Source organism: Variovorax gracilis (genome assembly GCF_030317115.1).
GTDB classification, from domain to species: domain Bacteria; phylum Pseudomonadota; class Gammaproteobacteria; order Burkholderiales; family Burkholderiaceae_C; genus Variovorax; species Variovorax gracilis.
The window spans coordinates 153732-180131 of sequence record NZ_JASZYF010000006.1 but is presented as its reverse complement, the minus strand read 5'-3'; the positions used below and the strand labels follow the sequence as shown (position 1 = coordinate 180131).

General features: G+C 68.4%; 21 protein-coding genes. 3 read left to right on the top strand and 18 right to left on the bottom strand.

Annotation, left to right across the window (positions count from 1 at the left end; all coding sequences use genetic code 11):
- Window positions 1-75: 75 nt before the first annotated feature.
- The 6 genes from QTH97_RS14520 to QTH97_RS14495 all read right to left on the bottom strand — a co-directional run bounded on the left by QTH97_RS14520 (window position 76) and on the right by QTH97_RS14495 (window position 11068).
- Window positions 76-4866 (bottom strand): Ig-like domain-containing protein, encoded by a 4791-nt coding sequence (locus QTH97_RS14520; protein ID WP_286568923.1) that lies wholly within the window; start codon window positions 4864-4866, stop codon window positions 76-78.
- Between the two features lie 623 nt (window positions 4867-5489).
- Complete coding sequence (fahA, locus tag QTH97_RS14515) at window positions 5490-6773, bottom strand: fumarylacetoacetase (protein WP_286568922.1); 1284 nt, start codon at window positions 6771-6773, stop codon at window positions 5490-5492.
- Between the two features lie 114 nt (window positions 6774-6887).
- The gene (hmgA, locus tag QTH97_RS14510) at window positions 6888-8189 is read right to left on the bottom strand and encodes a homogentisate 1,2-dioxygenase (RefSeq protein WP_286568920.1); all 1302 of its coding nucleotides are present in this window, start codon (window positions 8187-8189) and stop codon (window positions 6888-6890) included.
- Between the two features lie 20 nt (window positions 8190-8209).
- A complete protein-coding gene (locus QTH97_RS14505; protein WP_286568919.1) occupies window positions 8210-8401 on the bottom strand; it encodes a DUF2783 domain-containing protein in 192 nt (63 codons plus the stop codon).
- A 4-nt stretch (window positions 8402-8405) separates the two neighbouring features.
- The gene (locus tag QTH97_RS14500; RefSeq protein ID WP_286568918.1) at window positions 8406-10088 is read right to left on the bottom strand and encodes an FAD-dependent oxidoreductase; all 1683 of its coding nucleotides are present in this window, start codon (window positions 10086-10088) and stop codon (window positions 8406-8408) included.
- Window positions 10089-10108: 20 nt separating this feature from the next.
- A complete protein-coding gene (locus QTH97_RS14495) occupies window positions 10109-11068 on the bottom strand; it encodes an MBL fold metallo-hydrolase (RefSeq protein WP_286568917.1) in 960 nt (319 codons plus the stop codon).
- A gap of 119 nt (window positions 11069-11187) precedes the next feature.
- On the opposite strand from QTH97_RS14495, the gene QTH97_RS14490 reads away from it, so the two are divergent.
- A complete protein-coding gene (locus QTH97_RS14490; protein WP_286568916.1) occupies window positions 11188-12018 on the top strand; it encodes an IclR family transcriptional regulator in 831 nt (276 codons plus the stop codon).
- On the opposite strand, the gene QTH97_RS14485 is transcribed toward QTH97_RS14490, so the two are convergent.
- The 9 genes from QTH97_RS14485 to QTH97_RS14445 all read right to left on the bottom strand — a co-directional run bounded on the left by QTH97_RS14485 (window position 11960) and on the right by QTH97_RS14445 (window position 20422).
- The gene (locus tag QTH97_RS14485; RefSeq protein ID WP_286568915.1) at window positions 11960-12466 is read right to left on the bottom strand and encodes a GFA family protein; all 507 of its coding nucleotides are present in this window, start codon (window positions 12464-12466) and stop codon (window positions 11960-11962) included. The genes QTH97_RS14490 and QTH97_RS14485 overlap by 59 nt on opposite strands.
- Entirely contained in the window at window positions 12466-12816 is a 351-nt protein-coding gene (locus tag QTH97_RS14480) for a GFA family protein (RefSeq protein WP_286568914.1), read from the bottom strand. The genes QTH97_RS14485 and QTH97_RS14480 overlap by 1 nt, the downstream gene beginning before the upstream one ends.
- A 72-nt stretch (window positions 12817-12888) precedes the next feature.
- Complete coding sequence (locus QTH97_RS14475; protein ID WP_286568913.1) at window positions 12889-14355, bottom strand: DUF1501 domain-containing protein; 1467 nt, start codon at window positions 14353-14355, stop codon at window positions 12889-12891.
- A gap of 10 nt (window positions 14356-14365) precedes the next feature.
- Complete coding sequence (locus tag QTH97_RS14470; protein ID WP_286568912.1) at window positions 14366-16207, bottom strand: DUF1800 domain-containing protein; 1842 nt, start codon at window positions 16205-16207, stop codon at window positions 14366-14368.
- Between the two features lie 179 nt (window positions 16208-16386).
- Window positions 16387-17211: an orotidine-5'-phosphate decarboxylase gene (gene pyrF, locus QTH97_RS14465; RefSeq protein ID WP_286568910.1), complete on the bottom strand. Its 825-nt coding sequence runs from the start codon at window positions 17209-17211 to the stop codon at window positions 16387-16389.
- 46 nt (window positions 17212-17257) lie between these two features.
- Window positions 17258-18046 carry a uracil-DNA glycosylase family protein gene (locus QTH97_RS14460; RefSeq protein WP_286568909.1) on the bottom strand — a complete coding sequence of 263 codons (789 nt, stop codon included), beginning with the start codon at window positions 18044-18046 and terminating at the stop codon, window positions 17258-17260.
- Window positions 18047-18145: 99 nt separating this feature from the next.
- The gene (gene rimI, locus QTH97_RS14455) at window positions 18146-18727 is read right to left on the bottom strand and encodes a ribosomal protein S18-alanine N-acetyltransferase (RefSeq protein WP_286568908.1); all 582 of its coding nucleotides are present in this window, start codon (window positions 18725-18727) and stop codon (window positions 18146-18148) included.
- The gene (gene tsaB / locus QTH97_RS14450; protein WP_286568907.1) at window positions 18724-19413 is read right to left on the bottom strand and encodes a tRNA (adenosine(37)-N6)-threonylcarbamoyltransferase complex dimerization subunit type 1 TsaB; all 690 of its coding nucleotides are present in this window, start codon (window positions 19411-19413) and stop codon (window positions 18724-18726) included. The genes rimI and tsaB overlap by 4 nt, the downstream gene beginning before the upstream one ends.
- The gene (locus QTH97_RS14445) at window positions 19406-20422 is read right to left on the bottom strand and encodes a DMT family transporter (protein WP_286568906.1); all 1017 of its coding nucleotides are present in this window, start codon (window positions 20420-20422) and stop codon (window positions 19406-19408) included. Before QTH97_RS14445 ends, tsaB begins: the two co-directional genes overlap by 8 nt.
- Window positions 20423-20595: 173 nt before the next feature.
- On the opposite strand from QTH97_RS14445, the gene dacB reads away from it, so the two are divergent.
- Together dacB and QTH97_RS14435 are read left to right on the top strand one after the other, a co-directional pair.
- Window positions 20596-21990 carry a D-alanyl-D-alanine carboxypeptidase/D-alanyl-D-alanine endopeptidase gene (gene dacB, locus QTH97_RS14440; protein ID WP_444813436.1) on the top strand — a complete coding sequence of 465 codons (1395 nt, stop codon included), beginning with the start codon at window positions 20596-20598 and terminating at the stop codon, window positions 21988-21990.
- Between the two features lie 107 nt (window positions 21991-22097).
- Window positions 22098-23651 carry an alpha/beta hydrolase family protein gene (locus QTH97_RS14435; RefSeq protein ID WP_286568903.1) on the top strand — a complete coding sequence of 518 codons (1554 nt, stop codon included), beginning with the start codon at window positions 22098-22100 and terminating at the stop codon, window positions 23649-23651.
- 16 nt (window positions 23652-23667) lie between these two features.
- On the opposite strand, the gene QTH97_RS14430 is transcribed toward QTH97_RS14435, so the two are convergent.
- The 3 genes from QTH97_RS14430 to purE are packed head-to-tail and all read right to left on the bottom strand — an operon-like array spanning window position 23668 to window position 26380.
- Entirely contained in the window at window positions 23668-24669 is a 1002-nt protein-coding gene (locus QTH97_RS14430) for an L-threonylcarbamoyladenylate synthase (protein ID WP_286568902.1), read from the bottom strand.
- Window positions 24670-24674: 5 nt separating this feature from the next.
- Window positions 24675-25841: a 5-(carboxyamino)imidazole ribonucleotide synthase gene (locus QTH97_RS14425; RefSeq protein ID WP_286568901.1), complete on the bottom strand. Its 1167-nt coding sequence runs from the start codon at window positions 25839-25841 to the stop codon at window positions 24675-24677.
- Complete coding sequence (gene purE, locus QTH97_RS14420; protein ID WP_286568900.1) at window positions 25838-26380, bottom strand: 5-(carboxyamino)imidazole ribonucleotide mutase; 543 nt, start codon at window positions 26378-26380, stop codon at window positions 25838-25840. The genes QTH97_RS14425 and purE overlap by 4 nt, the downstream gene beginning before the upstream one ends.
- Between the last annotated feature and the right edge of the window lie 20 nt (window positions 26381-26400).

Here is a 26400-nt window from a genome sequence, read left to right as displayed (position 1 = left end):
TGTGTGTAGGCTCTCGGGGGATGCACTGGCGCAGCGCAGGGCGACCGGCAAGCCGCCCTGCGCCGCCGCAGGCGCTTAGAGGATCGTGGCGTGGACCTTGTCCTGGACCAGCAGTTCGCCGGTGCCCGCGACGTTGGTGTAGACGTAGTTCACGCCATCCACCCTGGCCGCGCCGGTGCTGCTCCAGTCCCCGCCGGCGTCGCCGGCGTCGCCGCCATGCAGGTCGACTTCGCCGTCGCTGCCGTCCAGCGCGGACAGGTCGATGTGCATGGCCTCGCCGTCGAGCACCAGGGTATCGATGCCGGCGCCGCCGTCCACGCGCTCGGGGTGATCGCCGGCGATGGCGGCGATGGCGACGGTGTCGTCGCCGGCCCGATCGAAGCCACCGAGGGCAATGCCGATCCCATCCACGCCGCCGTAGGCGTCATGGATGCCGCTGAGGGTCCATCCCGCGCCGTCGTCCGCCGCCTGGACCGCCTCGTCGGCGAGCGGGTGCGCCTCGACGGGAGCGTCCGGCGCGAGGGCCAGGGCCGCCGCGTCCTCGAGCGTGGCTTGCACGGTGGCCGGTGCCGCCTGCGGAAGGCCGAAGTGAAGCTTCTGCACGATCGTCGCCGTGTCGCCATCCTGGTCGGTCACGTCGAAGGTCATCTCCACATTGACATTGGGCTCGTGCAGCGAGGAGGTGAGCTTGTAGTTGCCGTCGCGGTAGAGCTTCATCGTCAATCCCGCCACCACCGGGATGGTGACCGGCTCGTCCCCGACGAACACGTAGTCCTGGCCCTTGAAGACGACCTTGTTGGACAGGCTGAAGCCGCCGTCGCCATCCAGGCCCACGCCCGCGGCGAACAGGTTGCCCTCGATGGTCGGCAGGGTGTCCTCCAGCTCGTCGCGCAGATCCTGCGGGTTCTTCACCTCGATGTACTTGTCGCCGGAGCCTTCCTCCAGATGGAGGGCTGCCTTGATGCGATCCCTGGCGGTCGGATCCCCCGCGACTTCGGAGCCGTAAGCCACGCCATACACGTCGATCGCGTCCTTGTTCGTCTTCACGAAGTCCTTCCAGGACTGCGGCACACCGTCGTCCTGCGGCTTGCCGTCGGTGAGGAAATACACCTTCTGGTCCCAGTCGGGATGCCTGTTCATCGACGCCTGGATCAGTTCCTGGGCCTTGTCCATCGGAGGCTCGTAGTAGGTGCCGCCGTGGCCTGGCGCGGCCGAGGCGAGGAAGTTCGCGGCCGCCTCCAGCGAGTCGAGGGTGGCGTAGGGGCGATACAGCTCCTCGTCGAAGAACACGAGGTTCACCTGGAACTCGGTGTCCGTCGAATACGACCTCTCGTACCCGTCGAGCAGCTCGCGCAGGGACTCGATGGCCACATCCCAGCGCGAACGACCGCCACCGGCGTCGTTGGTCGACGTCCCGTTGCCGAAGTCGCCCTCCTCGGGCGCCACGTTGTCGCCGTAGGCCGTGATCGCGATCTCATTGCCCTCGACGGGCGGTGTCGTATCGATCACCACGGTCTGGCTGCTGGCGACGCCGGGGTTGCCCGCCGCATCGATCACCCGCGTCTGGATGGCGTGCTCGCCCTCGGCCAGGTCGACGCCCGTGTTGTCGTAGCTCCACAACCCACCCGCGTCCCGGGTCGCGTCCAGCCACGTCGCGCCGCCGTCCAGCGACACCTGCACGCGCTCGTCCGCGCCCAGATCGCCCTCCACCGCGATGCCCAGCACCAGGCTCGCATCGTTCGTCTCGAAGTCGCTCGCCGACGTCCCCGTGTCCTCCGTGATCGACACCAGCTTCGCCAGTGCGCTGGGCGCCGTCACGTCCACCGTCAGCAGCCAGGGCTGCGAAGGCCCGCTCTCGTTGCCCACCGGGTCCGTCGCCGTCACCGTCAGCCTGTGCTCGCCCGGCGTCAGCTCCGACAGCGGCGTGTACTCCCACGTGCCGTCGTCCTTCACCTGCGTGGAGCCCAGCAGCTTGCCGTCGTCGTACACCTTCACCGTGTCCCCGGGCGTCGCACCCCTGCCCGACACCGTGGGCGTCGTGTCGTCCGTCGTGTCGCCGCTGGTCAACGGCCCCTTCACCAGGCCCACGTCGTCGACCACCTTGTCGATCTCGGGCACCGACGGCGCCGTCCGGTCGATCTCCAGCCTGAACTCCGCGCTGCCTTCGGTGCCCGCCAGGTTCTTCGCCACCACCGTGTAGGTATGTGCGCCAGGGGCCTGCACCGGCAGGGCGAAGCTCCAGTTGCCGGTCGTCGAGTCCGCCGTCGCCGAGCCCAGCACCGCCTGGCCTTCCTTGATCGTCACGACCGCGCCCGGTGTCGCCTGGCCCACCAGCGTGGGCGTCTCGTCGTCGGTCACGCCGCCATTGGCGATCGGGCCGGTCTTGCTGCCGTAGTCGTCGTCCGCGCGCGTGACGCTCACGATCACGGGGTCGCGATTCACTTCGAACGCCAGCGGATCACTCGACCCGCTCGCGTTGCCCGCCTTGTCCGTCTGTTTCGCCGTCAGCGAGTGTCCCCCCTGAGCCAGCGGGCTGCTCAGCGACAGCGTCCACGTGTTGTCGCCCTGCACGGTGGCCGTGCCCAGCAGCGTCGTGCCGTCGTACACGCTCACCGTCGCGCCGGCCTCGCCCGTGCCGCTGAGCGCCGGCAGGTCGTCGTCGGTCACGCTGCCCGAACCGATCGGGCCCGTCACGCCGCCCTGGTCGTCCAGTGCCTGCAGCGTCGGCGTCGCAGGCGCACTCGTGTCCAGGACGATCGGGTATTCGCCCGTCTTCGGGCTCTTCTGGCCCGCACCGTCCTCGGCCTGTGCCGTGATGTTCTTGGTGCCGTCGCCCGACAGCGGCGGGTTCACCGTCACCGTCCAGCGGCCGTCGCCCTGCACCACCGCGCTGCCCGCGGGAACATCGTCCACGAACACCGTCACCGTCGTGCCGATCGTGCCCGTGCCGCTGATCACCGGCGTGGTGTCGTTGGTCGAATCTCCCTTGGCCAGCGGACCGGTCACCGAGCCGTCGTCCGACTCCACTCGCGTGATCGCCGGCGCCGGCGGCGCCTCACCCGCCAGCGTGAAGTTCCATCCCGGGGTGGTCTCCGGACCCACGTTGCCTGCAGCGTCCACCGGCTTGGCCGTGAAGTTGTGCGCCCCGCTGCTCAGCGCCGCCGCCGGATCGAAGCTCCACGTGCCGTCCGCCCTCACTTCGGTGCTGCCCAGCAGCACGCCGTTGTCGTACACGACGACGTACTTCACCGCCGTCGCATCGGCCTTGCCGCTGAAGGTCGGCTGGCTATCGTCCGTCAGGTCGCCCCGGGCGATCAGGCCAACCTTGTCGCCCACGTCGTCGAGCAGGCTGAGCGCGTCGAGCGGCGGCGGCGCAGTCAGGTCCACCGTCAAATTGAACTCATTCGAGATCGTGCCCTTGTTGCCCGCCGCGTCCACGATCACCGCCGTGTAGCTGTGCAGGCCCGGGCTCACGCCCGTGAGCTGCAGGCTCCAGCTGCCTCCGCTCACTATCGCCTGGCCCAACAGCCTCGTGCCTTCGTACACATGCACCACGTCGCCATCCTGCAGGCCAGCGACACTGCCCTTGAGCAGCGGCGAGGTGTCGTTGGTCGATGTCCCGCTGCCGAAGTCGCCTTCCTGGGGCGCCACGTTGTCACCGTAGGCCGTGATCGCGATCTCATTGCCCTCGATGGGCGGCGTCGTATCGATCTTCACGGTCTGGCTGCTGGCCACGCCGGGGTTGCCCACCGCATCGATCACCCGCGTCTGGATGGCGTGCTCGCCTTCGGCCAGGTCGACGCCCGTGTTGTCGTAGCTCCACAACCCACCCGCGTCCCGGGTCGCGTCCAGCCACGTCGCGCCGCCGTCCAGCGACACCTGCACGCGCTCGTCCGCGCCCAGATCGCCCTCCACCGCGATGCCCAGCACCAGGCTCGCATCGTTCGTCTCGAAGTCGCTCGCCGACGTCCCCGTGTCCTCCGTGATCGACACCAGCTTCGCCAGTGCGCTCGGCGCCGTCAGGTCGACCTCGAATTCAAGAGGGCGCGACGGATCACTGATGTTGCTGACGTCTTCCCGGTCGGTCTCGGTCGTGGTGATGGAATGCGGCCCCTCCGTCAGCGGCACGTTCGGAGTCAAGCGCCAGTTGCCGCCCCCGTCGACCTGGGTCGAACCGATCAACCTGCCATGGTCATAGATATGGATGACGTTGTCCGGGGTGCCAGTGCCGACGAAAGTCGGCTGGGCGTCGTCCGTCGATCCACCGGCAGGAATGTCGCCGGTCACCGGGCCGACGTCGTCGATCGCACGATCGACACCGCGGGTGACGGGCTTCAGGGATGGCAGCGGCTCCGGCTTCTCCGGGTCCGGAGGAACCGGATTGACGGAACCGTCGTCGCGCGCCACGGCGATCAGGCCCGCCAGCGCGGCGGCGCCCAGCAGCAGCGGCCAGAAAGCAAAGCCGTCATCCTCGCCGACAGGGCCGGGCGGAACCGGATTGCCGGCGAGCGCGACCGGCGCCATTTCGCCGTCCGCCAAGGCAAAGATGTCGCCGCCGTCGGTGCGACCGTAGGCATAGAGCTGGCCGTTCTCGGCCACGCCGTAGAGGCCCGAGGGGTCGGCCAGGTCGAAATAGCCCTCCAGCACCAACGCGGGGGTGCTGTCACCCTCCAGGATGACATGCAGATCGTTGCCGACGCGAACCAGCGAGGCCTCCTCGGGGGCGACGCCACTCTCGACCTTGAGCAGGTACTTGACGTTCGGCAGGGCCTTGATCTTGAGCGGCGCTGCGCTGTCCAAGGCAATCGCGTCGCCCGGCTTTTTCCCGTGCTTGTTGATGGCGAGCGCTGTCTTCTTTTTTGCCACTTAATTCCCCTGACTGTTGAATTGAAAAGTTAAAAACTATAAAATCAGCACAGACAGGCCAAGCCAAACGGCAAGACCCGCGAACCGGCGCAAACTCAAATGGATATGTCGCATCGCGCGGCGCATTTGAAGACGTGTACGTCATGACGCGCGCGACTGCAGCAATTGCGGCTGCGTCACCCCGTGCAGCCCGCTCCACTCAGGACACGAGCCTCGGTGACGCAGTGCGTGTGCACTGCTTCGGGGATGCCGCAGGAAACGGCGCCCCCTCCCTATCTACTTGGTTTGAACCAAGAACTCTATGAAAGGGAGAGCAGATAAGAAATAGGAAATGAGAATATTCTTAGGGTGAAATTTCCCAAATTCCAACCGCCGAATCTCATTTACCTTTTTTACTGCCAGCGAGCAATCAACGGAGGCGCGCGCTTGCAATAGTGCACAGCGCCACCGGGGCAATTCGCGAGCGCGCGAATCCGAGCCGGCCGCGTCGGGACGACGGCTGGTTCTCGGTCACCGGAAAGGGGTTCAGGGGCTTTGGGCGACGGGTCAGGCGCGTGGTCCATGCCGGCCATCGCGCCCGTTGCGATCGGACGTCGCCCGACCCTGCGAGGCGGGTCGTCCGGTCAGGCCGCGGCCAGCACTGTTCCGCTGACTTCGCCCAGGCCGATGCGCGTGGCGCCTGCCCGCTCGCAATAGCCGCGCAGGCTCAAGGTGTCACCGTCTTCCAGGAAGGTGCGGCGCTCGCCGTTGGGCAGCGTGATCGGCTGCTTGCCGCCCAGCGTGAGTTCCAGCAGCGATCCCGCTTCGTCGGGCTGCGGGCCCGACAGCGTGCCGGAGCCGAGCAGGTCGCCCGGCTGCAGGTTGCAGCCGTTCACCGTGTGGTGCGTGACGAGCTGCGCGGCGGTCCAGTAGGCGGCCTGCGTCGTGTTGCCGCGCGTCAGGCGCACGGCCTCTTCTCCGGCTTCGCGCATCTTCGCGGTCTGCAGCCAGACCTCGAGCGTGATGTCGAGCGCGCCGGCTTCGCGGTTGGCGGGCGAATCAAGGTAGGGCAAGGGCTGGGGGTCGCCCGCAGACCGCTCGAACTTCGCTCGGAAGGGCGCGAGCGCTTCCATCGTCACGATCCAGGGCGACAGCGTGGTCGTGAAGCTCTTCGAGAGGAAGGGACCGAGCGGCTGGTATTCCCAGGCCTGCAGGTCGCGTGCGGACCAGTCGTTGAGCAGCGTCACGCCGAACAGGTGCTGTTCGGCACTGGCTATGTCGATCGGCTCGCCCAGCGCGTTGCCCTGGCCGACGACGAAGCCCAGTTCCAGCTCGTAGTCGAGCCGCTTCGACGGACCGAAGCTTGGCGCCTCCGAAGGATCGGTGCCCGGCGCCTTGGTCTGGCCCTGCGGGCGCTTGAAGCGCTGGCCGCTCACGCCGATCGACGACGCGCGGCCGTGGTAGCCGATGGGCACCCACTTGTAGTTGGGCATCAGCGGCTGGTCCGGGCGGAACAGCTTGCCGACGGTGGTGGCATGGTGGATGCCGGTGTAGAAGTCGGTGTAGTCGCCGATGCGGCAGGGCACGGTCAGCTCGACGGCCGACTGGGCGAGCAGGGCCTTGCTCCAGGCGGCCTGCTTCGGGCTGCCTTCGCGCAGGCCCTCGGAGATGGCGGTGCGCAGCGCCTGCCGCTCGGCCGCGCCATGCGCCAGCAGCACGTTCATGTCATCGGTGTCGACGAGCCCCGCTGCCCTCAGGTCGAGCACCTGGTCGCCGATGGCGACGCCGATGCGGAAGCCTTCACTGCCACCGGCAGGACGGAAGCGGCCGAAGGGCAGGTTCTGGATCGGGAAGTCGCAGCCGGCTTCGTTGGCCGAGGCCACCCAGCTGCGCAGCTTCGGGTCATGGGTGGGATTGAGTGCAGTCATGGCAGGTCTTTCGATTCGGTTGTTCAAGGGACACCGCGGAGCCGGCTCCGCCGGTCCGCTGGTGTTGCCCCCTGCAAGGGGGCCGGCGGCCACACGAAGTGGCACGCCTGAGGGTTAGCTCTTGTACATGTCCTTGAGGCCGGCCCAGCAGTCGGCGTAGTCGTTGTCGAGCGCGGGGCTGTGCATCGCGAACTCGGTGGGAATGAAGCGGTAGCGGCTCTCGAACATGAAGGCCAGCGTGTTGTCGAGCTTCTGCGGCTTGAGGTCGCTGTGACTCGCCTTCTCGAAGGCTTCCTCGTCGGGGCCGTGCGGCACCATGCAGTTGTGCAGGCTGGCGCCGCCGGGCTTGAAGCCGCCGGGCTTGGCGTCGTACTCGCCGTAGACCAGCCCCATGAACTCGCTCATGAGATTGCGGTGGTACCAGGGCGGACGGAAGGTGTCCTCCATCACCAGCCAGCGCGGCGGGAAGATCACGAAGTCGCAGTTGGCCGTGCCGGGCGTGTCGCTCGGCGAGGTGAGCACGGTGAAGATGGACGGGTCCGGATGGTCGAAGCTGATCGATCCGATGGTCATGAAGTGCACCGTGTCGTACTTCACCGGCGAGAGGTTGCCGTGCCAGGCGACGACATTGAAGGGCGATTGCTTCGTGGGCGCGGACCAGAACCGTCCGCCCGATTTCTTGATGAGCTCATAGCCGCCGCTCGCATCCTCGAAGGCGGCGACCGGCGCCTGGAAGTCGCGTGCGTTCGCGAGGCCATTCGAGCCGATCGGGCCCAGTTCCGGCAGGCGGAACTGCGCGCCGTAGTTCTCGCACAGGTAGCCGCGCGACAAGCCGTCGGGCAATGCCACCTTGAAGACGACGCCGCGCGGCACCAGCGCGATCTCGCCGGGCTTGACGTCCAGCACGCCCATTTCGGTGGTGACGACCAGCCGGCCTTGCTGCGGCACGAAGAGCATCTCGCCGTCGGCGTTGACGACGGCGCGGCGCTCCATCGAACGGCTCGCGACGTAGACGTGCGCGGCGATCCCGGTCTGCGCCTCTGCATCGCCATTGGCGGCCAGCGTGTGGACGCCATCGATGAAATCGACGTCCGCGTTGTCCAACGGAATCGGCGCCCAGCGCAGCGGCTCGGGCGGCAGCGCGATCTCGCGGTTGGCGCCGGTGGTCCACTGCGCCTGCGCGTAGGGCTTGTAGCGGCCGGAGACCACCGAGGGCTGGCGGCGATACATCCACGTGCGGCGGTTCTCATGGCGCGGCGCGGTGAAGGCCGTGCCGGAGATCAGCTCCGGATACAGATCGAAGGGCGCGCGCTGCGGACTGTTGCGGCCCTGCGGCAAGGCGCCGGGAACGGCTTCGGTGGCGTACTCGTTGCCGAAACCGCTCTGGTAGCGGCGCTCGGCGGCTGCGTTGGTCATGGTGTCCTCTCTCTTGAAGTTCAGCGGGATGGCGCGGCGGCCTCGAAGGCTTGCCGAAGCACGGCGGTGGAACCGATGTGGTTGGCAAGCACGAGCACGAGGCGTGCGTTGAAGGCGTGGCTCTCGTCGGTCGACAGGCCCTGGTGCGCCTCGATCAGCGCCTCGTAGAAGTCGTCGGGCGCGTCGAGGTTGGGCGTGGTGATCAGTTCCATGGCTCTATGCCTTTGCCAGCGCGCGGTCGCGCGCTGCGCGCACGGCCTCGGGGGTGGGGTTCCGCCAGCGCGCGCACACGTGCTGGTCGGGGCGCAGCAGGTAGACGGTGCCGGGCCGGGCGTCGTAGCGCTGCGTTGCAAGCTCGCCCTCGCCGGTGGCGGCGACGCGCACGATGTGCAGCGGCGCGTCGGCTTGCGCCAGCGCCTGAAGGCTGCGCTCCGCGGCCTCGCCTTCGCCGAAGACCACGGCGGTGAAGCGCGTCGCGGCTTCGGAGGACGACGCGGGGCACAGCTCGCGCAGCAGCCAGCCCGCGCCGCCATGGGCGCACACGATCGGCGCATCGGCGGCCGGGGCGCCGGGCACCATCGGGCCGGCGAAGACATCGACGTCGGCCGTGTTCAGCGGCGACCCTTGCAGGGTGGTCGGAACCGACAGGCGCCCGCTGTTCACCAGCGCACGCGCGAAGGCATGGCGCTTGGAAAGGTCCAGCACCGCATCGCGGAACAACCGGCTGACCTCGCTCTTGGGCGTGATGAAGTCGGTGGCACGGGTCGAGTTGCGGATGTTCTCGTCGGCCGCGTATTCGCGTTCGCTCGCATAGCTGTCGAGCAGCGCGTCCGGCGCTTCGCGCTGGACCACGGCGGCGAGCTTCCACGCGAGGTTGTCGGCGTCCTGCACCCCGGAGTTCGCGCCGCGCGCACCGAAGGGCGACACGCCGTGCGCGGAGTCGCCCGCGAACAGCACGCGCCCGTGGCGGAAATGCTCCATGCGCTGGCAGGCAAAGGTGTAGACGCTGGCCCAGCCGATCTGGAACTGCACCTTCTCATGGCCGATGCTGTCGAGCAGCGCACGCACGCGCGGGATGATGTTCTCGTGCTTGCGCTCTTCCACCGGATCGGCGTCCCAGCCGAGCTGGAAGTCGACGCGCCACATGCCGTCGGCCTGCTTGTGCAGCAGCACGCTTTGTCGCGGATGGAAAGGCGGGTCGAACCAGAAGCGCCGCTCGGTGGGGAGGTCGGCGTCCATCGTCACGTCGGCGATCAGGAAGCGATCGCGGAACACGCGGCCCTTGGCCTCCTGGCCGAGCAGTTGCCGCATGTTGGAGCGCGAGCCGTCACAAGCCGCCACGTACTCGCCGGCGAGCTGGTAATTGCCTTCCGGCGTCTCGATGGTGAGCAGAGCGTGGTCTGCGGCCTGCTCGACGCCGATCACCTTGTTGTTCCAGCGCAGGTCGATCAGCGGCAGTTCCGCCGCGCGCTCCGAGAGGTAGCCCTCGACGTAGTACTGCTGCAGGTTGATGAAGGCGGGGCGTTCGTGCCCGGTCTCGGGCAGCAGGTCGAACCGATAGACCTGCTCGTCCCGGAAGAACACCTTGCCGACGTGCCAGGACACGCCCTTCGCGACCATGCGCTCTGCACAGCCGAGGCGGTCGAACACCTCCAGCGTGCGCTTGGCGAAGCAGATGGCGCGCGAGCCGGTCGAGAGAGTGCAGTCGTTGTCGAGCAGCACGACGGGGATCCGCCGCTGCGCGAGGTCGATGGCCAGGGCGAGGCCCACGGGGCCCGCGCCGACCACCACGACCGGGTGGCGGACCGGCGACGCTGCGTCCTGGTCCGGGTGGCGGCGGTAGTCGAAGCGCAGCGACTGGTAGTCGATTGGCGCGGTGCCTGATGCGAGTGCGTCCACGGTGCTCGTCTCCAGCCAGCCTAGCCTTCCAGGGCCTTCCACATCTCGATGTCGCGCTGTGCCGTCCAGATGCGCGGGTCGGCATGGCCCGAGGCTTCGTCGTACGCGCGGCTCACGTCGAAAGGCATGCAGTGATCGAAGATGACCCACTGGCTGTACTTGGGCTTGAGCCTGGCGTAGGTGTCCTTGTAGACCGCGTTCAGGTCGCGGCCCGCCTTCACGCCTTCCTGCACGCTGCTGTAGACGTCGGCGATGAAGCTGCGCGTGCCGGCCAGGCCCTTGGCGACTTCCTCGGGCGTGGTCAGCGCGGCACCGCGGCCGGGCACCAGCGCCTTGGGCTGGAGGGCGGCGATGTTGTCCAGCGTCTGCGGCCAGTCCTGGAAATAGGCGTCGCCGGCATAGGGCGTGGCGTCGAACTCCACCAGGTCGCCCGAGAGCAGCGTGCGCTCCTGCGGCAGCCAGACGACGGTGTCGCCCTTGGTGTGGCCGCGGCCGAGCTGGATCAGCTGCACTTCGAGCTTGCCGAGCCACAGGGTCATCTTGCCGCTGAAGGTCATGGTGGGCCAGGTGAGCCCCGGCGGCACGGTCTCGACGTTCTGGAACAGGCGCGGGAAGCGGCCGATCTCGCTCGCCTTGTCCTGCTCGCCGCGCTCGACGATGAGGTCGCGCGTGTCCTGGCTCGCAATGATGTGCTCCGGCTTGTAGCCGGCCGCGCCCAGCACGCGTACCGCGTGGTAGTGCGTCAGCACCACGTACTTGATGGGCTTGTCGGTCACCTCGCGGATGCGGCGGACCACGTCGGCCGCCATGGCGGGCGTGGCCTGGGTGTCGGCCACCAGCACGCAGTCGTCGCCGATGACGATGCCGGTGTTGGGGTCGCCCTCGGCCGTGTAGGCCCAGGCGTGCTCGGAAATCTGGCTGAAGGTGATCTGCTTTTCTTCCAGGTCGGCCTGGCTGGCGAACTTCTTGGTCTCTGACATCGTGGGTCTCCTTGATTTGTCTAAGGTGAACGAATTCGCATGGAACGAATGAGCGGAGTGTAATTCGAGGATTGGATAATGTCTAATGTCTTCTGCATGAACGAACGACGGGCAAGGCCATGAGCACTGACAGCGACCGCGCGCAACGCGGCATCCAGAGCATCGAAGTCGGCGGGCAGCTGCTGCGCGCCCTGGTGCACCACGGCCGGCCGATGGCCCTGAAGGACCTGGCGCGCGAGGCCGAGATGTCCCCCGCCAAGGCGCATCCCTACATGGTCAGCTTCGGCCGCCTCGGGCTGATCGAGCAGGACCGCACCAGCGGCCACTATCTGCTTGGACCGCTTGCCTTGCAACTGGGTTTGATCAGCCTGCAGCAGGCCAATCCGGTGCACGTCGCGACGCCGCTGATCGCCGAGCTGGCGCAGCAGATCGGCCAGACGGTGGCCATCGCCGTCTGGGGCGACCGGGGCGCGACCATCGTGCGCATCGCCGAATCGCCAGCGCCGCTGCACGTGAACATGCGGCACGGCACGGTGTTCTCGCTGACCAATACGGCATCGGGGCGGCTCTTCGGCGCCTATCTGGATGCCTCGGTGGTCAGGCAGTTGCTGGAAGAGGAACGGCAGCGCGAGCAAAAGGGTGCCGCCGCCCTGGCGCCGCAACGGGGCATGCCGCCCGTGCAACCGCTACCGAGCTGGAAGGACTTCGAGGCCCAGTTGCACGAGGTCCGATCCCACGGGCTGAGCCGCTCCGAGGGCGAGATCCTGCCGGGGGTGAGCGCGATGTCGGCGCCGGCTTTCGATCACACGGGCGCCATCGTGCTGGCCATCACCGCGATCGGGCCGGCCGCGATCTTCGACACGCAATGGGACGGCGAGATTGCGCGCGCGCTCAAGGCTTGCGCGGGTCAGGTGTCGGGGCGGCTGGGGGCCGGCCCTTCAAGGCCTTGAACCGTTCGATGCTCTCGGCCGGCCAGTACTCCGACCGGCTGTAGTACTCCTCCACCACCGGCGTGCCGGGCGGCAGCACCACCCACGGCTGCTTCGACGCGGTGAATATGTGGATGTCGGGCGGCAGCACGTCGGGCGTGTCCAGCGTGCCGACGCGCACGAACTTCACCGCTTCGCCGGCACCCGCGTAGTGGCTCCATAGCGCGACATGGCACCGCGGGCAGCGCGCGATCTTCTGGCCCTTGCCGCTCAGCGAGGGCGTATCGACCAGCTCGACCTCGCCTTGCAGCAGCTCCACCCGGTCGCTCTCGATCATCGCGTTGAGCGCGAACGAAGCGCCGGTTTCGCGCTGGCACCAGCGGCAATGGCAGCAGTTCACGAAGAGCGGCTTCGTCGCCATGCGGTAGCGCACGGCGCGGCAGGTGCATCCTCCTTCGATCGGGAACATCAGCGCGAACGTCCGTCGTAGTGCTGCACCGGCACCGCATCGAGGTCGATGCCTTCGAGGCAGCGGATGTTGACCGCGATGGTCGGGACGCCCTTGGGGTCGGTCGCTTCGCCATACGGGTGCATGCCGCAGGTCTTGCAGAAGCGGTGCTTGATGACGTGCTTGTTGAAGAGATAGGTGCCCATGTTGTCGTCCTCCGGCGTGAGCAGCGTGAACTGCGTGCGCGGAATGAACCACAGGAGCGAGCCCTTTCGCTGGCAGATCGAGCAATTGCAGGCCAGCGCGCCCTTGATGTCGCCCTCGGCCTCGAAAGCGATCCTGCCGCAGTGGCAGCTACCCTTGTGTTTCATCGCAGGTCTCCTTTCACCGCGCAGCCGGCGGGCGCGCACCCCCACCCGGCAAGAAGATTACTCCAACCGGCCTCAGGCCATGAAGCCGACGTTCTTCGGGTAGTCGATGCCGTTGGCGTTGCCGCCGAAGTTCCTGAGGTTCGGCAGGATGCCCGGCAAGTCGGCCTCGGAGACGCCGAACCACCTGGCGAGCGTGGCGCCGTACTGGTCTACCGAAGTCGTCGGGATCAGCCGGCCCTGCCCCACATGGCCTTCGTAGCCGGCGAGCTTGGCGTCGTTGTTGATGCTCACCACCTGCGGCGTGCCGTAGAACTGCTTGCCGTTGACCGCGCCGCCGACGATGAAATGGTGGCTGCCCCAGCCATGGTCGGAGCCATCGCCGTTGCTCGCCAGCGTGCGGCCGAAGTCCGATGCCGTGAACGCCGTGACCTTGTCTGCGATGCCCAGCGCCGCCGTCTGCCGATAGAACGCAGTCATCGCATCGCTCAACTGCTGCATCAGCCCGGGCTGGTTGGCGATCAGGTTGTCGTGGAGGTCGAAGCCGCCCATCGACACGAAGAACACCTGGCGCTTGACGCCCAGCGCGGAGCGCCCGTGGATCAGGCGCGCCACCATCTTCAGCTGCCGCGAGAGATTGGTGTTCAGCGTGCCGAAGGAATCCACCGGCAGCGCGCCCGAGAGCGCGCCGGTGACGGTCGTCTCGGCCTCCACCGCCCGCTTGGTGACGCGGTTGTACTCGTTCTCCAGCACGTGGCTGCGCGCTTCCTGCACCAGCTGCCCCATCGCGGAGCGCACGGAGGCCGACACATACCCGCTCGTGCCCTTGACGCTGTTGATGCCGACCGCGCCGCTGGTGCTCACCTGGTACTGCAGCGCCTGGTCGCCCGACAGGAACACCGCATTGCCCGCGACGGACATGCAGGTGAACAACGAGCTGGTGTTCTGCGACAGCACCAGGTCGCCGATATTGCCGCCCCAGCCCACCGTCGAGCCTTCGGGCGAAGAAGACTGCCAGGTCGACTGCTGGTCGTTGTGCGAGAACAGCTTCGGCGGCTGCGGGTAGAGCTTCTTGTTGCTGTTGTTGTACTGCGCGCGATTGAGCGGCACCACCAGCGGCCCGACGTTGAGCTGCACCGCAACCTTGCCGTCGACGTTGAAGAGATTCGCGAGCTGGGTCATCGCCGGGTGCAGCGCGTACTGGCGTCCGCCCGCCAATGGCGTGGTGGGCGTCAGCAGCGTCTTCGCCACATCCATGTCGTTCTTGGCGATGGCGATGCCGCCCGAGGCCTGCGGAACGCGGATGGTGCTGTAGGCGTTGTAGCTTGGGTCGTCATAGGCGATGACGGTGTTGGCGTAGTCGTTGCCGCCGAAGAGGAACACGCACACCAGCGCCTTGTAGTCGTCCGCCGCTTGCGCGGCGGCTTCGCCCATGGCGGCCAGGTTGAGCGCGAAGGGCAGGGCGGTCCCGGCCATGGCCAGTTGGCCGGAGCGCCGAAGGAAGGCGCGCCGGGTGTGGGCTGCAGGATCGATCAGGTGCATCGCGCGGTCCTTATTTCTGGATCAGGTAGGAGGGCGAGGCCATCACCAACAGCACCGCGGCGTAAACGCGGTTGAGCTTGGCGGTGTCGGTGCTGCTGGCCGTCACGGCCGGCGTTCCCAGGGCGTTCGTGATCAGCGCCTGCGTGGCCGCCGACAGCTGGTTGCCCGTGAGCAGCAGGTTCAGCCGCCGCACCAGGGCCGCGGGGTCCAGCACCAGCGCCAGCTCGCTCGCGTAGGTCGCGTTCACGTCCTTGGTGTTCCTCGGCAGTGCACCCTGCATGTAGTTGAGGTAGCCGCCGACGCTGGTCTCGTTGACCACCTGGAATTCGGGCGCGACCATCTTCGCGCTGGCGATCGCGGTCGAAGGCGGCACGTAGCCGGGGCGGAAGAAGTTGAAGACCGAGGGCGATCGCAGCGGGCTCTGGCCGAGCTGGCTGTTCGGCTGGGAGAGGTCGCCGATCTTCCAGTTGCCGGTGGTCGATGCGGCGCCGAAGGTGCGCGCCCATTGCACGAAGCGCAGCATGGGTTCGCGCAGGCGCCCGAAAGTCGGGTCGCTCAGGCCGGCCGGGCTGCGGGCCTCGTTGTCGAGCAGCACGGCGGCGAAGACGCTCTTCATGTCCCCGCGAACGCCGGAGCCGTTGTCCGCGAAGACGTCCGACACGCGCGTCACGTAGGCCTGGCTCGGGTTGCTCGTCACCAGGCGCTGGATCAATTGCTTGCCGATGAAAGGGCCGACGTTGGGATGGTTGAACAGCGTGTCCAGCGCGATCTTGAGCGCGGCCTTGCCCTCGGTGCCTGCGGGGACCGTCGCGCCCAGGAACTTCGCCTCGAGCGTGGAATGCCGCGAGGCCGTCAGCGCCATCGGCCGGGTGGTCCACAGGTTGCTCTCGGCGGTGGAGCCGTCCGGCCGGACGAAGCCGTTTGCAGCGCCGGGTTTCTCGTCGGTGCGGATGTCGATGTCGTAGCCGGTGAAGACGCGCGCCAGATTGGTCACGTCGTCCAGGGTGTAGGTGTCGAGCGGGGCGCCGTCCGCACCGGTCTTGAGGGTGCCGTCGGCATTGAGCTGGTAGAGCCCGATGGACATGAGCTGCATGACCTCGCGCGCATAGTTCTCGTCCGGCTGCCGGCCCTGGGCGTTCTCCTTCTGGTTGCCCCGGGTGTTGAGGTAGTAGCCCATCGCGGGATTGAGCGTCACGTCCTCCAGCAGCTTGCGGAAGTTGGTGGTGACGCCCGTGACCAGCGTGTCCCAGTACTGGGCCATCAGGTAGTTGGACCAGCCGGAGCCGATGTCGGTCGAGGACACGACGAAGATCTCGGACAAGGCCAGCGCCATGCGCTTGCGGAAGCCGTCCGGCGCCGTCATGAGCTGGTTCCAGATCATGTCGTCGGTGTTGACGGTGTTGTAGGGCTTGCTCGCGATCCAGTCCCAACCGGTCTGCGCGGTCGGGCGGTCCACCTGCTCGCCGAGCCAGGCCAGGTAGCCCTTGCTGCGCACGGCCGCGATCTCCGCATCGGACGCGGAGAACTGCGACTGCAGGAGGAAGCGCGCCGCTTCGTCGTCGGTCTTGGCTTCCGTGTAGACGTAGGTCTGCGCGGTCGGCGTGGCGGCCAGCGCGCTCAGGGAGCCAGCCTGCGCGCCGGAGCCGGTGCCTGTGCCTGGCGCGACAATGGCGCCTCCTCCACTGCCTCCTCCGCCGCCTCCGCAGGCCGCGAGGGCTGCGGCAGAGGCCAGCGCGGCCGTGAGCGGCAGGGGGCTGCGCGTCTCGGCCGCGGGGGCCGGCAAGGATGCCAGGCGCGCGCGCGCCAACTCATCGGTCGCTTCGGCGCGACCGGTTGCGATGTCTTCCACCATGGAACTCCTCACTCCTCGGCGCTGAGGCGCCGCTCCTGGTCAGGCAAATGCCGTGCCCGGCGCTTGCCACGGCCGAAGGGCTTCAGGAGGGGGTCAACGAGACACTATTGTTAAGAAGTGTGACTTTTTTCGTCACATCGCGGCCGGCAAGGTGAAGCAGGACAGCGCGGAATGTCGTTTCAGGCCTTGGCGGCTTCGAGCCCGTCGCGGGTGCGCGTCGCTTCGCGCCGGGCGGCTTCGGCAAAGTCGTCGCCGGAAGAGGCATAGCAGATGGCGCGCGAGGAATTGACCACGATCGGCGCATCCGCGCGCCAGCCCGCCCGCACGGTGGCGACCGCATCGCCGCCCTGGGCGCCCACGCCGGGGATCAGCAAGGGGACCGTGGGCGCCAGCGCCCTGACCCGCTCGATCTCGGCCGGATAGGTGGCACCGACCACCAGCCCGAGCTGGCCGTTCAGGTTCCACGGACCCTGCGCGAGCCGGGCCACGTGTTCGTAGAGAAAAGGTTCTCCCTCCACGCCCGCAAGGCGCTGGCCCTGCAGGTCGGCGCCACCCGGGTTGCTGGTACGGCACAGCAGGAAGGCGCCCTTGCCCTCGTGGCGCAGGTAGGGCTCGACCGAATCGAAGCCCATGAAGGGCGACAAGGTGACGGCATCGGCGCCGTAGCGCTCGAACGCCTCCCGGGCGTACTGCTCGGCCGTGGAGCCGATGTCGCCGCGCTTGGCGTCGAGGATCGTGGGAACGTGCGGCGCGTTGCGGCGCATGTGCTCCATGAGTTGCTCCAGCTGCCCTTCGGCGCGGTGCGCGGCGAAGTAGGCGATCTGCGGCTTGAAGGCGATCGCGAGATCGGCCGTGGCATCGACGATGCGGGCGCAGAAGTCGTAGATCTTGCTGGCGTCGCCCTTCAGATGGGCCGGGAATTTCGTCGGTTCGGGGTCGAGGCCGACGCACAGCAGCGAGCCGTTTTGGCGCTCGGCGGCGCGCAGCTTGTCCAGGAAGGTCATGGGGCGGAATTTTAGGCGCGCCGGCCCAGGGTTCCGGGCGCGGGCCTCAGCTTGCGCGTGCGACTTGCTCGGCGGCCAGGCAGAGGTCGGCCCAGGCGCGGCCCTTGTCGGCCGGGTTGCGCAGCAGATAGGCCGGATGGTAGGTAGCGACGACCGGCGGCGCGTCCGGCATGCCGGGCAGCATCGCGACCGGCACGGCGCGGCCGCGCAGCTTGCCGAGCGGATCGCCGCTTTGCAGCAGGCTCTGCGCCGCCAGCGGCCCCATCGCGAGCACGAGCCGAGGCGCCAGCGCGGCAGCGTGCTCCGCGAAGACGTCGGCGATCGGGCGCGGGCTCTCCGGCTGGCCCGAGGGCACGCCGCGGTGGGTGCGCATCAGGTGGACGGGCGCCTCGCCGTCGTGCAGTTGCAGGGCGCGCAGCATGTTGTCGAACAGCCGTCCCGCATCGCCGGCAAAGGGCTCGCCGTGGCGCCCGTCGAGTTCGGGCGGCATGTCCGCGACGATGAGCCAGCCGCCCCGGGGCGCGGCCGAATCGCCATAGAGAAGACGTGGTGCATCGACGAGGATGGAAGCGCCATGGATCGCAGGGATCGGCGCGCGGGGCGCCATGGCAGGTGCGGCCACTGGCTGGGCCGCTTGGGCGCGGACAGGCGCGGCGGGTGCGCGCTGCACCACAGGCGCTTCGTCCACGACGGCATCGCTGGCCGGGGGCGCTACCGCCGCGGCGACCGCCGGCGCTTCGACCTGCTCCGCCTTTGGCCACCAGAAGAGCTTGATGCCCATCTCGTCCAGCATCGCGCGCTGCCGCGCATCAAGAATCAAACCACCCGTCGTCATTTCAAGAATCCCGGAATTCGAGGCCGGCAACGCCAGGCCCGTTCGTGAAACACCGCGGAGCCGGCTTCGCCGGGCCGCGGGTGTTGCCCCGGGGGTGCTTCACTTCAAGCCGCCCCAGGCACTGTTCGATTCGTGCAGGCGAAGGCTCATGACCACCGCATCTTCACGGCGACCGCCGTTCGCGGGGTAATAGCCCTTGCGCATGCCGACGCGGCGAAAGCCATTGCGTTCGTAGACCGCGAGTGCGCGCGCATTGCTCGCGCGCACTTCGAGCCACAGCCATTGCGCGTTCTGCCCGCGCGACCATCCGGCGAGCGCTTCCAGCATCAGCGGCGCCCATCCTTGCCCGTGGAAGGCAGGCGCTACCGTGATGTTCAGCAGGTGGACTTCGTCCACGCCCTTCATGGCGACGAAGTAGCCGATCAGCGTTTCGCCTTCGGTTCGGCCCACGGCCCGGCTCCACAGTGCGCGCACGCCGCTCGGAGCCGGCGCGGCCTGGCTGTCGGCCGCAGGCGCCACGAGGCATTGGCAGTGGTAGCCGGCGACCAGGGAATCGGTGAAGTTCGCCTGCGTCCACGGGTGCGTGAACGCCGTCTGCTCGATCGCGCAGACGGCGGGAATGCGCTCGACCGTCATGGGTTCGAGGCGGGCTTCACGCGGCTGTTGCAGGACGGCGCTCATGGTGAATGGGTGGCCGCCGCCTTGATGGCGGCGCGCTCTTCGGTAGTCTGCGCCACTTTATCGCGAACGTAGAGAGGCCATGCATCCGCCGGCGCGACGGTGCGGTTGGCGGCCAGCAGCGCGGGCGCCAGGCGCAGCATGGCCGCAGCGGTGGGCAGCACGTCGTGCCGCGCCGTCGCGCGCGGCAGGCGCTTGCCATACGCCGCGAAGGCATTGCCCACGAGCGCCCAGCCGGCGGGCACGGCCACGCTTTCGGGCGCCAGCAGTTCGGCTTCGCTCGCGGTGACTTCGAGGCCGAGGTCGTAGCAGGCCGTGTAGACCTGCTCCATCCGCGCATCGAGCACAGCGACCACCCGCTCGACGCCGAAGCGATGCCGGGCTTCCTCGGCGACGGCATGGAGCGTGTCGATCGGCAGCAGCCGCACGCCGGCACCGAAGCCCAGGCCCTGAGCGACCGAACAGGCCGTGCGCAGACCGGTGAATGACCCGGGCCCACGGCCGAAGGCGATCGCATCGAGTTCGCCGAGCGTCAGGCCGGCTTCGGCGAGCAGTTGCTGGATCAGCGGGATCAGCGTCGACGACGATTGCGCGCCACCGATGCCGCTGTGTTCGAGCAGCGTGTCGCCGTGCTGGACGGCGATCGACAGCGCCTCGGTACTGGTGTCGAAGGCGAGCAACCTAGGCATCGATGCCTCCCCTCGCCGCGGCGGGCACCGCAGGGGCCGTCGACTTCACGACAGCGGCACGACTGCGCTGCACGCCGAACAGGATGCCCGCAGTCACGAGCAGCAGGCCTGCGATCAGGTTCCAGTGCAGCGGTTCGCCCAGGAAGATCACGGCGCCGAGCGCCGAGAGCCCCGGCACCAGGGCCGTGATCATGGTGGAACGCACGGGTCCGAAATACTGGATCATCCGAGTGAAGGCGATGCCCGAGATGACGACCGAGCCAACGCCCTGGAACAGCATCTGGAAGACGATTTCGCCCACGGGCGCGGTGTCGAGCCGGCTTGCCACGGCGCCGGATGCCGCCAGCAGCGCATAGACCGGCACGTAGGTCATGAAGGCGAAGACCGTGATGGCGATGGTCGCGCGCACGGCTTCGAGCCCGTGCTTGCGCACCACCACGCTGTAGCAGGCCCAGCAGAAGGCCGCGCTCATGAAGAGCAGGTCTCCCTTCCAGATGGCGCCGCCTTCCAGCGCATGCCGCAGGCTGGCCCCGCCGACGAAGAGATCGCCCACGACGATCAGCGCCAGGCCCAGGGCGCGCCCCGGCGTGATGCGGTCGCGCAGCACGATGGCCGCGAGCACCGCCGTCCACAGCGGAAGGCTGCCGGGCATCAGCACGGAGGCGTGGGTGGCCGGCGCAAAGACGAAGCCGGTGTAGGCCAGCAGCGCATAGGCCAGGCCGCCGAAGATGCCGGCGACGGCGGTGAGGCGCAGCGGAAGCGGCGACAGGCCGAAGAACGAGCTTTGCGCGGCCGGGTCGCTCGCGCGCGAGCGCATCACCAGCCAGGCGCCCCAGGGCATCAGCACCAGGCTGGCGCCGCAGATGCGGGCGAACGTGATGTCGAAGGGGCTCAGCGACCGGCCGGCGGAGGCTCGTGCGATCACAATGAAGGCGGTCCAGACCAGAACGGTGACGATGGCTGCGCCGATGCCGATGGTGCGGGGAGAAAAACGGGGAGCAGCGGGCATCGAAGGATTATCGACTCCCCCCCAGGCTTGCCCACTTGGCGTGGCCGCCCACCCCCTGCCGGGGGCAACGCCAGCGGCCCGGCAAAGCCGGTTCCGCGGTGTTTCTGGGGTGGGCGGGCGGGATAATCGCGGGGATGTCTTGTTTGCATCTTGTCTGGCGGCGCTTCTGTCGCGTGCTTCCGGTTGTTTTTGTGCTTTCGCTGGCGCCGTTTCACGTCGGGGCGCAAGCGCTTCCCGGGGAAGTCGATGCCGCGCTGGTCCGCGCCAAGGTGCCGCGCGATGCGGTGACGATGCTGGTGGCCGATGCCGAGGGCATCCGCCCGCCCCGGCTCGCATGGCGCACCCAGACGCAGGTCAATCCGGCATCGATCATGAAGCTGGTCACGACCTATGCGGCGCTCGACCTGCTGGGCCCTGCCTTCACGTGGAGCACGCCGGTGTACGTCGACGGCCCGGTGCGCAACGGCGTGCTCGAAGGCAACCTCTATATAAAAGGCCAGGGCGACCCCAAACTCGTGCTCGAACGGCTGTGGCTGCTGTTGCGCCGTGTGCAGGGCCTGGGCATCCAGAGCATCAACGGCGACATCGTGCTGGACCGAAGCGCGTTCGAGGTCGCCGACACCGACCCCTCCGCCTTCGATGGTGAAGGCTTGCGGCCCTACAACGCCGCGCCGGACGCGCTGCTGATCAATTTCAAGTCGGTCGTCATGACTTTCGTGCCCAACCGCGCCACGCAGACGGCGCAGGTGAGCTTCGAACCCGCGTTGGCCGGGGTGACGACGCAAGCCTCGGTGCCGCTGTCGGCCGGCGAGTGCGGCGACTGGCGCACGACGCTGGCTGCCGACTTCGCCGATCCCGCGCGTCTCGGCTTCACGGGCAGCTTCCCGGCCGCCTGCGGCGAGAAGGTCTGGCCCGTGGCCTACGCCGATCCTCGCAGCTACGCGGCACGCGCGGTCGGCGGCCTGTGGATCGAGATGGGCGGCCGCATCAGGGGCGTGGTGCGCGACGGCCGCGTGCCCGCCGAGCTCAAGCCGGCCTTCGAGCTGCCCTCCCCGCCGCTGGCCGAGGTGATCCGCGACATCAACAAGTACAGCAACAACGTGATGGCGCAGCAGCTCTTCCTCACGCTGGGCCTGCAGCAGAAGAAGCGCGGGTCGCTCGACAGCGCGCGCTCGACGATGCGCCAATGGTGGAACGACCGCATCGGCACTGGCGAAGGGCAGCCGGTGTTCGACAACGGATCGGGCCTCTCGCGCGAGGAGCGCATCAGCGCCGCCGCGCTCGCGAAGATGCTGCAAGCCGCCTGGCGCTCACCGGTGATGCCCGAGCTGGTGTCCTCACTGCCTGCTTCGGGCGTCGACGGTACGCTGCGCAAGCGCGGCTTGCGCTCGGGGGGCGCGGCCCACCTCAAGACCGGCACCTTGCGGGATGCCGCGGGCGTAGCCGGCTACGTGCATGCCGCGAGCGGCCGTCGCTATGTGGTCATCGCCATTGCGAACCACGCCAATGCCGTGGCGGCACGGCCCGCCTTCGACGCGCTGGTGGACTGGGCCGCGCAGGACAACTGACTGCACGCTGACCTCGACACCGTGTAGGTCAACACCGCTTGCGCGGAGTGCCACCCCTGCCCAGAATCGAGCGCAAACCGATTCCAGCCATAGCAGGAGACAAGCCCATGACCCGATTGCCCGCCGCACTCGCCCTCACGGGCATCGCGCTCCTGTTCTCAGGCTGTGGAGGCGGCGACCACAACGGGTTCGTGTTCAACGTGCCGTCCGCGGTCGATTCGGGACGTGGTTCGGTCGTGACCTTTCCGCCCGAGCGGACCAAGCAACTGTCGGTCAATGATTTCACGGCGCTGCTGGCGTCGACGCCGCAGGGCACGCAAATACAGCAGATCGCCGGGGCTGCCAAGTGCGGCGTCGATGTTCGCTATCTGGAATACCGCACCGTCGGCGGCCAAGGCGAGGAAACCAACGCCACGGCCGCCATCATGGTGCCCACCGGCAGCGACCCCGCCTGCAACGGCCAGCGTCCGACGGTGCTGTACGCCCATGGCACCACCGCTGCGCGCGACTACAACCTCGCCAAGTGGACCGAAGCCAACCAGCCCGCCGCCAGCGAAGGCATGATCGTCGCGGCCATGTTCGCTGCGCAGGGCTACCTCGTGGTGGCGCCCAACTACGCCGGCTACGACAAGTCGACGCTGCCCTACCACCCGTATCTCAACGGTGACCAGCAGGGCAAGGATATGGTCGATGCGCTGACCGCGGCGCGCAAGACCTTCTCGGTGATCAGTGCCTCCGACTCCGGCACGCTGCTGATCACGGGCTATTCGCAGGGCGGCTACGTGGCCCTGGCGGCGCACCGCGAGATGCAAGCGACCGGAAAGACGGTCACTGCCTCCGCGCCGCTGTCCGCGCCCTCGGCCATCAGCCTGCTGGCGGACTACAGCTTCAGCGGCTGGCCGGCGCTGGGGTCCACGGTCTTCACGCCGCTGCTCTCGACCAGTTGGCAGAAGCAGTTCGGCAACGTCTACACGGCGACCAGCGACATCTATGAAGCGCAGTACGCACCGGGCATCGACACGCTGCTGCCGAGCCTGACACCGATCAACACCCTGTACCAGACCGGAAAGCTGCCGCCGCTCGCTCTCTATCCGGCCAATGCGGTGCCGGGGCCGGTCAGTCCTTCGCTCGCGATCTTCTATGGCCCCAACAACCTGGTGAGACAAAGCTACCTGACGCAGGCAGCCAACGACATCCAGGCCAATCCGTGCCCAGGCAACGCACTGCCGGCGACGGCTTCGTCCCTTGGCACCGCGGTGCCGCTCAACTGCCAGCCGCTGCTCGGCTTCCGGAAGGCGGCGGTGGCCAACGACCTGCGCAACTGGCTGCCGGTCCGGCCCATGATGATGTGCGGCGGCGCCAACGATCCGACCGTGAACTTCCTGAGCACGCGCGCAACCGCCGGCTACTTCCGCGCCCGCGGCGTGCCGGCCGCAGCGTTGACGGTGGTGGACCTCGAAGACGCCGCCACGGTTGATGCCTTCTCGTCCGCCCGGACCGGTTTCGCGGCCGCGCGGGCGAGCCTGGTCGCGAATACGCCCGGCACGCCGGCAGACCAGGCGCAGGCCGTCACGCTGGCATATCACGGCACATTGGTGATGCCGTTCTGCCTGGCGTCGGCGCGGGGCTTCTTCCAGGGCGTGCTCGCTTCAGGGCTCTGAAGCGGAACTGGGCAATTCAGGCCGCGGCTGCGCGCTGCAGGCGGTCCCGCACGCCTTCCCATTCGGGCTCGGAGGGGGGCGTCTCGACCCAGATCAGCTTGACGCCTTCGGCGTCGAAGGCGCGCAACACCGCGAAGAGCTGTTGCGCGGTCGCTGCCGCATCGTCAGGCATGCGACGCTGCAGCACGCGCTGCGACCGGCTCTTGAGCGCGGTGCGCGACCACACGGCGATGTATGCGGCATTCGCGCCAAGCACGTCGAGCCCCGTCTGCAGCGCCTTGGCGTCCATCAGGCGCACCTTGGCGCTCGGCGCGTAGTGCGCCTCGAGTGTTCCGGAGGCGCGCGGATCGGGTGCGGCGAGTTCTTCCTTGTCGCGCAGCGCTTCGCCGCAGGCCGCCTCGACCTGCGCACGCGTGATGGCGCCGGGGCGCAGCAGCACGGGTGCGCCCCGGCTGCAATCCACGATGGTCGATTCGATGCCGACCTCGCACGGGCCGCCATCGATCACCAGCAGCTCGTCGCCGAATTCTTCCTGCACGTGCAGCGCGGTCGTCGGGCTCACGCGCCCGAAGCGGTTGGCGCTCGGCCCCGCAACGCCGAACACGCCCTGCCGCGCGCAGGCCACCAGCAGCGACTGCGCCACGGGATGCGAAGGGCAGCGCAGGCCGATGGTGTCCTGCCCCCCGGCAGCGGCCGCACCGACGCCCGGCTGCCGCGCGACGATCAAGGTCAGGGGCCCGGGCCAGAAGGCTTGCACCAGTTTCTGCGCGAACAGCGGCAGCGGCTGGGCAAATCGCGCCAAGGCCTCGGTGCCCATTGCCCCAGCCGGCACGTGCACGATCAGCGGGTGGTCGCTCGGCCGGCCCTTGGCCGCGAAGATCTTCGCGACGGCGGTGTCGCTGCCCGCATCGGCGCCGAGGCCATAGACGGTTTCGGTCGGAAAGGCGACCAGCCCGCCTTCGCTCAGGACCCGGGCGGCTTCGTCGATGGCTTCGGGCGTGAGGCCGTCGCGGATCATCCCGCTCACTCCGACAGGGGGATGGGCAGGCCCAGCAGCGCCGCGGCGAAGTCCGCCGTGCTGCGAACCGCTTCGATGTCATCCCCGGTGATGTTCAGGTGGCCCATCTTGCGGCCGCGACGCGCCTCGGTCTTGCCATACAGGTGCAAGTGCGTGCCGGGCAGGGCGAGCACGTCGGCCCAGCGCGGTTCTTCCTGCACCTCGCTGTCGATGAACCACAGGTCGCCGAGCAGGTTGAGCATGATCGCGACGCTGTGCTGGCGCGGCGGATTCAGCGGCAGGCCCGCGAGCGTGCGCACCTGGAGCTCGAACTGCGAGACGTCCGAGGCGTCCATCGACCAGTGGCCGCTGTTGTGCGGGCGCGGCGCCATCTCGTTGACGACCAGCGCGCCATCGGCCAGCACGAAGAATTCGACGCACAGAACGCCGACGTAGCCCAGGCCTTCGGCAATCGAACGGGCCGCTGCCACGGCGCGGCGCGCGGTCGATTCGTGCATGTTCTGCGCATGGACTTCGGTGACGGCGAGGATGCCGTCACGATGCAGGTTGCGCTGCACGGGGAAGTTGACCATGTGCCCGTCCGCGCCCCGCGCGACGATCACCGAGCACTCGAAATCGAGCGGCAGCAGCTTCTCGAGCACGCACGGCACGCCGCCGGCATCTTCCCAGGCCGCGACCAGCTCGGCGTGCGTCGCCACGCGCCGCTGGCCCTTGCCGTCGTAGCCGAGCCGGGCGGTCTTGAGGATGCCGGGGAGCAGGTCCGGCTGCACGGCAGCCAGATGGTCGGCAGTCTCGATGACGGCATAAGGGGCGCAATCGACGCCGCAGCGCACGAAGTGGCCCTTCTCCCGGATGCGGTCCTGCGCGATCGCCACCGAGTCGGCGCCGGGCGCGACCGGGCGCGCGATGGCGAGGTGTTCGAGCGAGGGAGCGGGCACGTTCTCGAACTCGGTGGTGATCGCGTCCGCCAGTCCGGCGAGCCGGGCCAGCCCGTCGACGTCGGTGTAGTCGGTATGGATATGGTGATGGCTCACTCGCCCCGCGGGGCTGTCGGCATCGGGGTCGAGCACCGCGGTGAAGTAGCCCATGCGTTGCGCGGCATGCACGAACATGCGGCCGAGCTGGCCGCCGCCGATCACGCCCAGCGTGGCGCCCGGGAGGATGGTGCTCACAGTGCGCCCCCGCCCTGCGGCGAGAAGGGCGAAACTTCCTCGGCCTCCCCCACCGGCAGCGTCATGGCTTGCGCAGCCTGGGTCTGTTTCTCGCGGAAGGCATCGAGCTGGGCGCGCAGCGCCGGGTTGCCCACCGCCAGCATCGCGACCGCGAACAGGGCCGCGTTGGCCGCGCCTGCATTGCCGATGGCGAAGGTCGCGACCGGCACGCCCTTGGGCATCTGCACGATGCTGTAGAGCGAATCCACCCCCTGAAGATGCCGGCTCGCGACCGGCACGCCGAGCACCGGCACCGTGGTCTTCGCCGCCAGCATGCCAGGCAAATGGGCCGCCCCGCCGGCGCCCGCGATGATCGCCGCCAGCCCGCGCGGGGCGGCGCTTTCGGCGTAGGCGAACAATTCATCGGGCATCCGATGCGCCGATACGACCCGGGCTTCGTGGGCGATGCCGAATTGCTGGAGAATCTCGACGGCGTTGCGCATCGTCTCCCAATCGGAGTTCGAGCCCATCACCACACCGACCTGAATTGCTTGCTTCATGGTTCGAATTTTACGTTTCA

Bases quoted from the DNA above. Each gene is read 5' to 3' on its own strand.
- fahA (WP_286568922.1), bottom strand. From the start codon at position 6,773: ATGACTGCACTCAATCCCACCCATGACCCGAAGCTGCGCAGCTGGGTG.
- hmgA (WP_286568920.1), bottom strand. From the start codon at position 8,189: ATGACCAACGCAGCCGCCGAGCGCCGCTACCAGAGCGGTTTCGGCAAC.
- QTH97_RS14505 (WP_286568919.1), bottom strand. From the start codon at position 8,401: ATGGAACTGATCACCACGCCCAACCTCGACGCGCCCGACGACTTCTAC.
- QTH97_RS14495 (WP_286568917.1), bottom strand. From the start codon at position 11,068: ATGTCAGAGACCAAGAAGTTCGCCAGCCAGGCCGACCTGGAAGAAAAG.
- QTH97_RS14490 (WP_286568916.1), top strand. From the start codon at position 11,188: ATGAGCACTGACAGCGACCGCGCGCAACGCGGCATCCAGAGCATCGAA.
- QTH97_RS14485 (WP_286568915.1), bottom strand. From the start codon at position 12,466: ATGTTCCCGATCGAAGGAGGATGCACCTGCCGCGCCGTGCGCTACCGC.
- QTH97_RS14480 (WP_286568914.1), bottom strand. From the start codon at position 12,816: ATGAAACACAAGGGTAGCTGCCACTGCGGCAGGATCGCTTTCGAGGCC.
- QTH97_RS14475 (WP_286568913.1), bottom strand. From the start codon at position 14,355: ATGCACCTGATCGATCCTGCAGCCCACACCCGGCGCGCCTTCCTTCGG.
- QTH97_RS14470 (WP_286568912.1), bottom strand. From the start codon at position 16,207: ATGGTGGAAGACATCGCAACCGGTCGCGCCGAAGCGACCGATGAGTTG.
- pyrF (WP_286568910.1), bottom strand. From the start codon at position 17,211: ATGACCTTCCTGGACAAGCTGCGCGCCGCCGAGCGCCAAAACGGCTCG.
- QTH97_RS14460 (WP_286568909.1), bottom strand. From the start codon at position 18,046: ATGACGACGGGTGGTTTGATTCTTGATGCGCGGCAGCGCGCGATGCTG.
- rimI (WP_286568908.1), bottom strand. From the start codon at position 18,727: ATGAGCGCCGTCCTGCAACAGCCGCGTGAAGCCCGCCTCGAACCCATG.
- tsaB (WP_286568907.1), bottom strand. From the start codon at position 19,413: ATGCCTAGGTTGCTCGCCTTCGACACCAGTACCGAGGCGCTGTCGATC.
- QTH97_RS14445 (WP_286568906.1), bottom strand. From the start codon at position 20,422: ATGCCCGCTGCTCCCCGTTTTTCTCCCCGCACCATCGGCATCGGCGCA.
- QTH97_RS14435 (WP_286568903.1), top strand. From the start codon at position 22,098: ATGACCCGATTGCCCGCCGCACTCGCCCTCACGGGCATCGCGCTCCTG.
- QTH97_RS14430 (WP_286568902.1), bottom strand. From the start codon at position 24,669: ATGATCCGCGACGGCCTCACGCCCGAAGCCATCGACGAAGCCGCCCGG.
- purE (WP_286568900.1), bottom strand. From the start codon at position 26,380: ATGAAGCAAGCAATTCAGGTCGGTGTGGTGATGGGCTCGAACTCCGAT.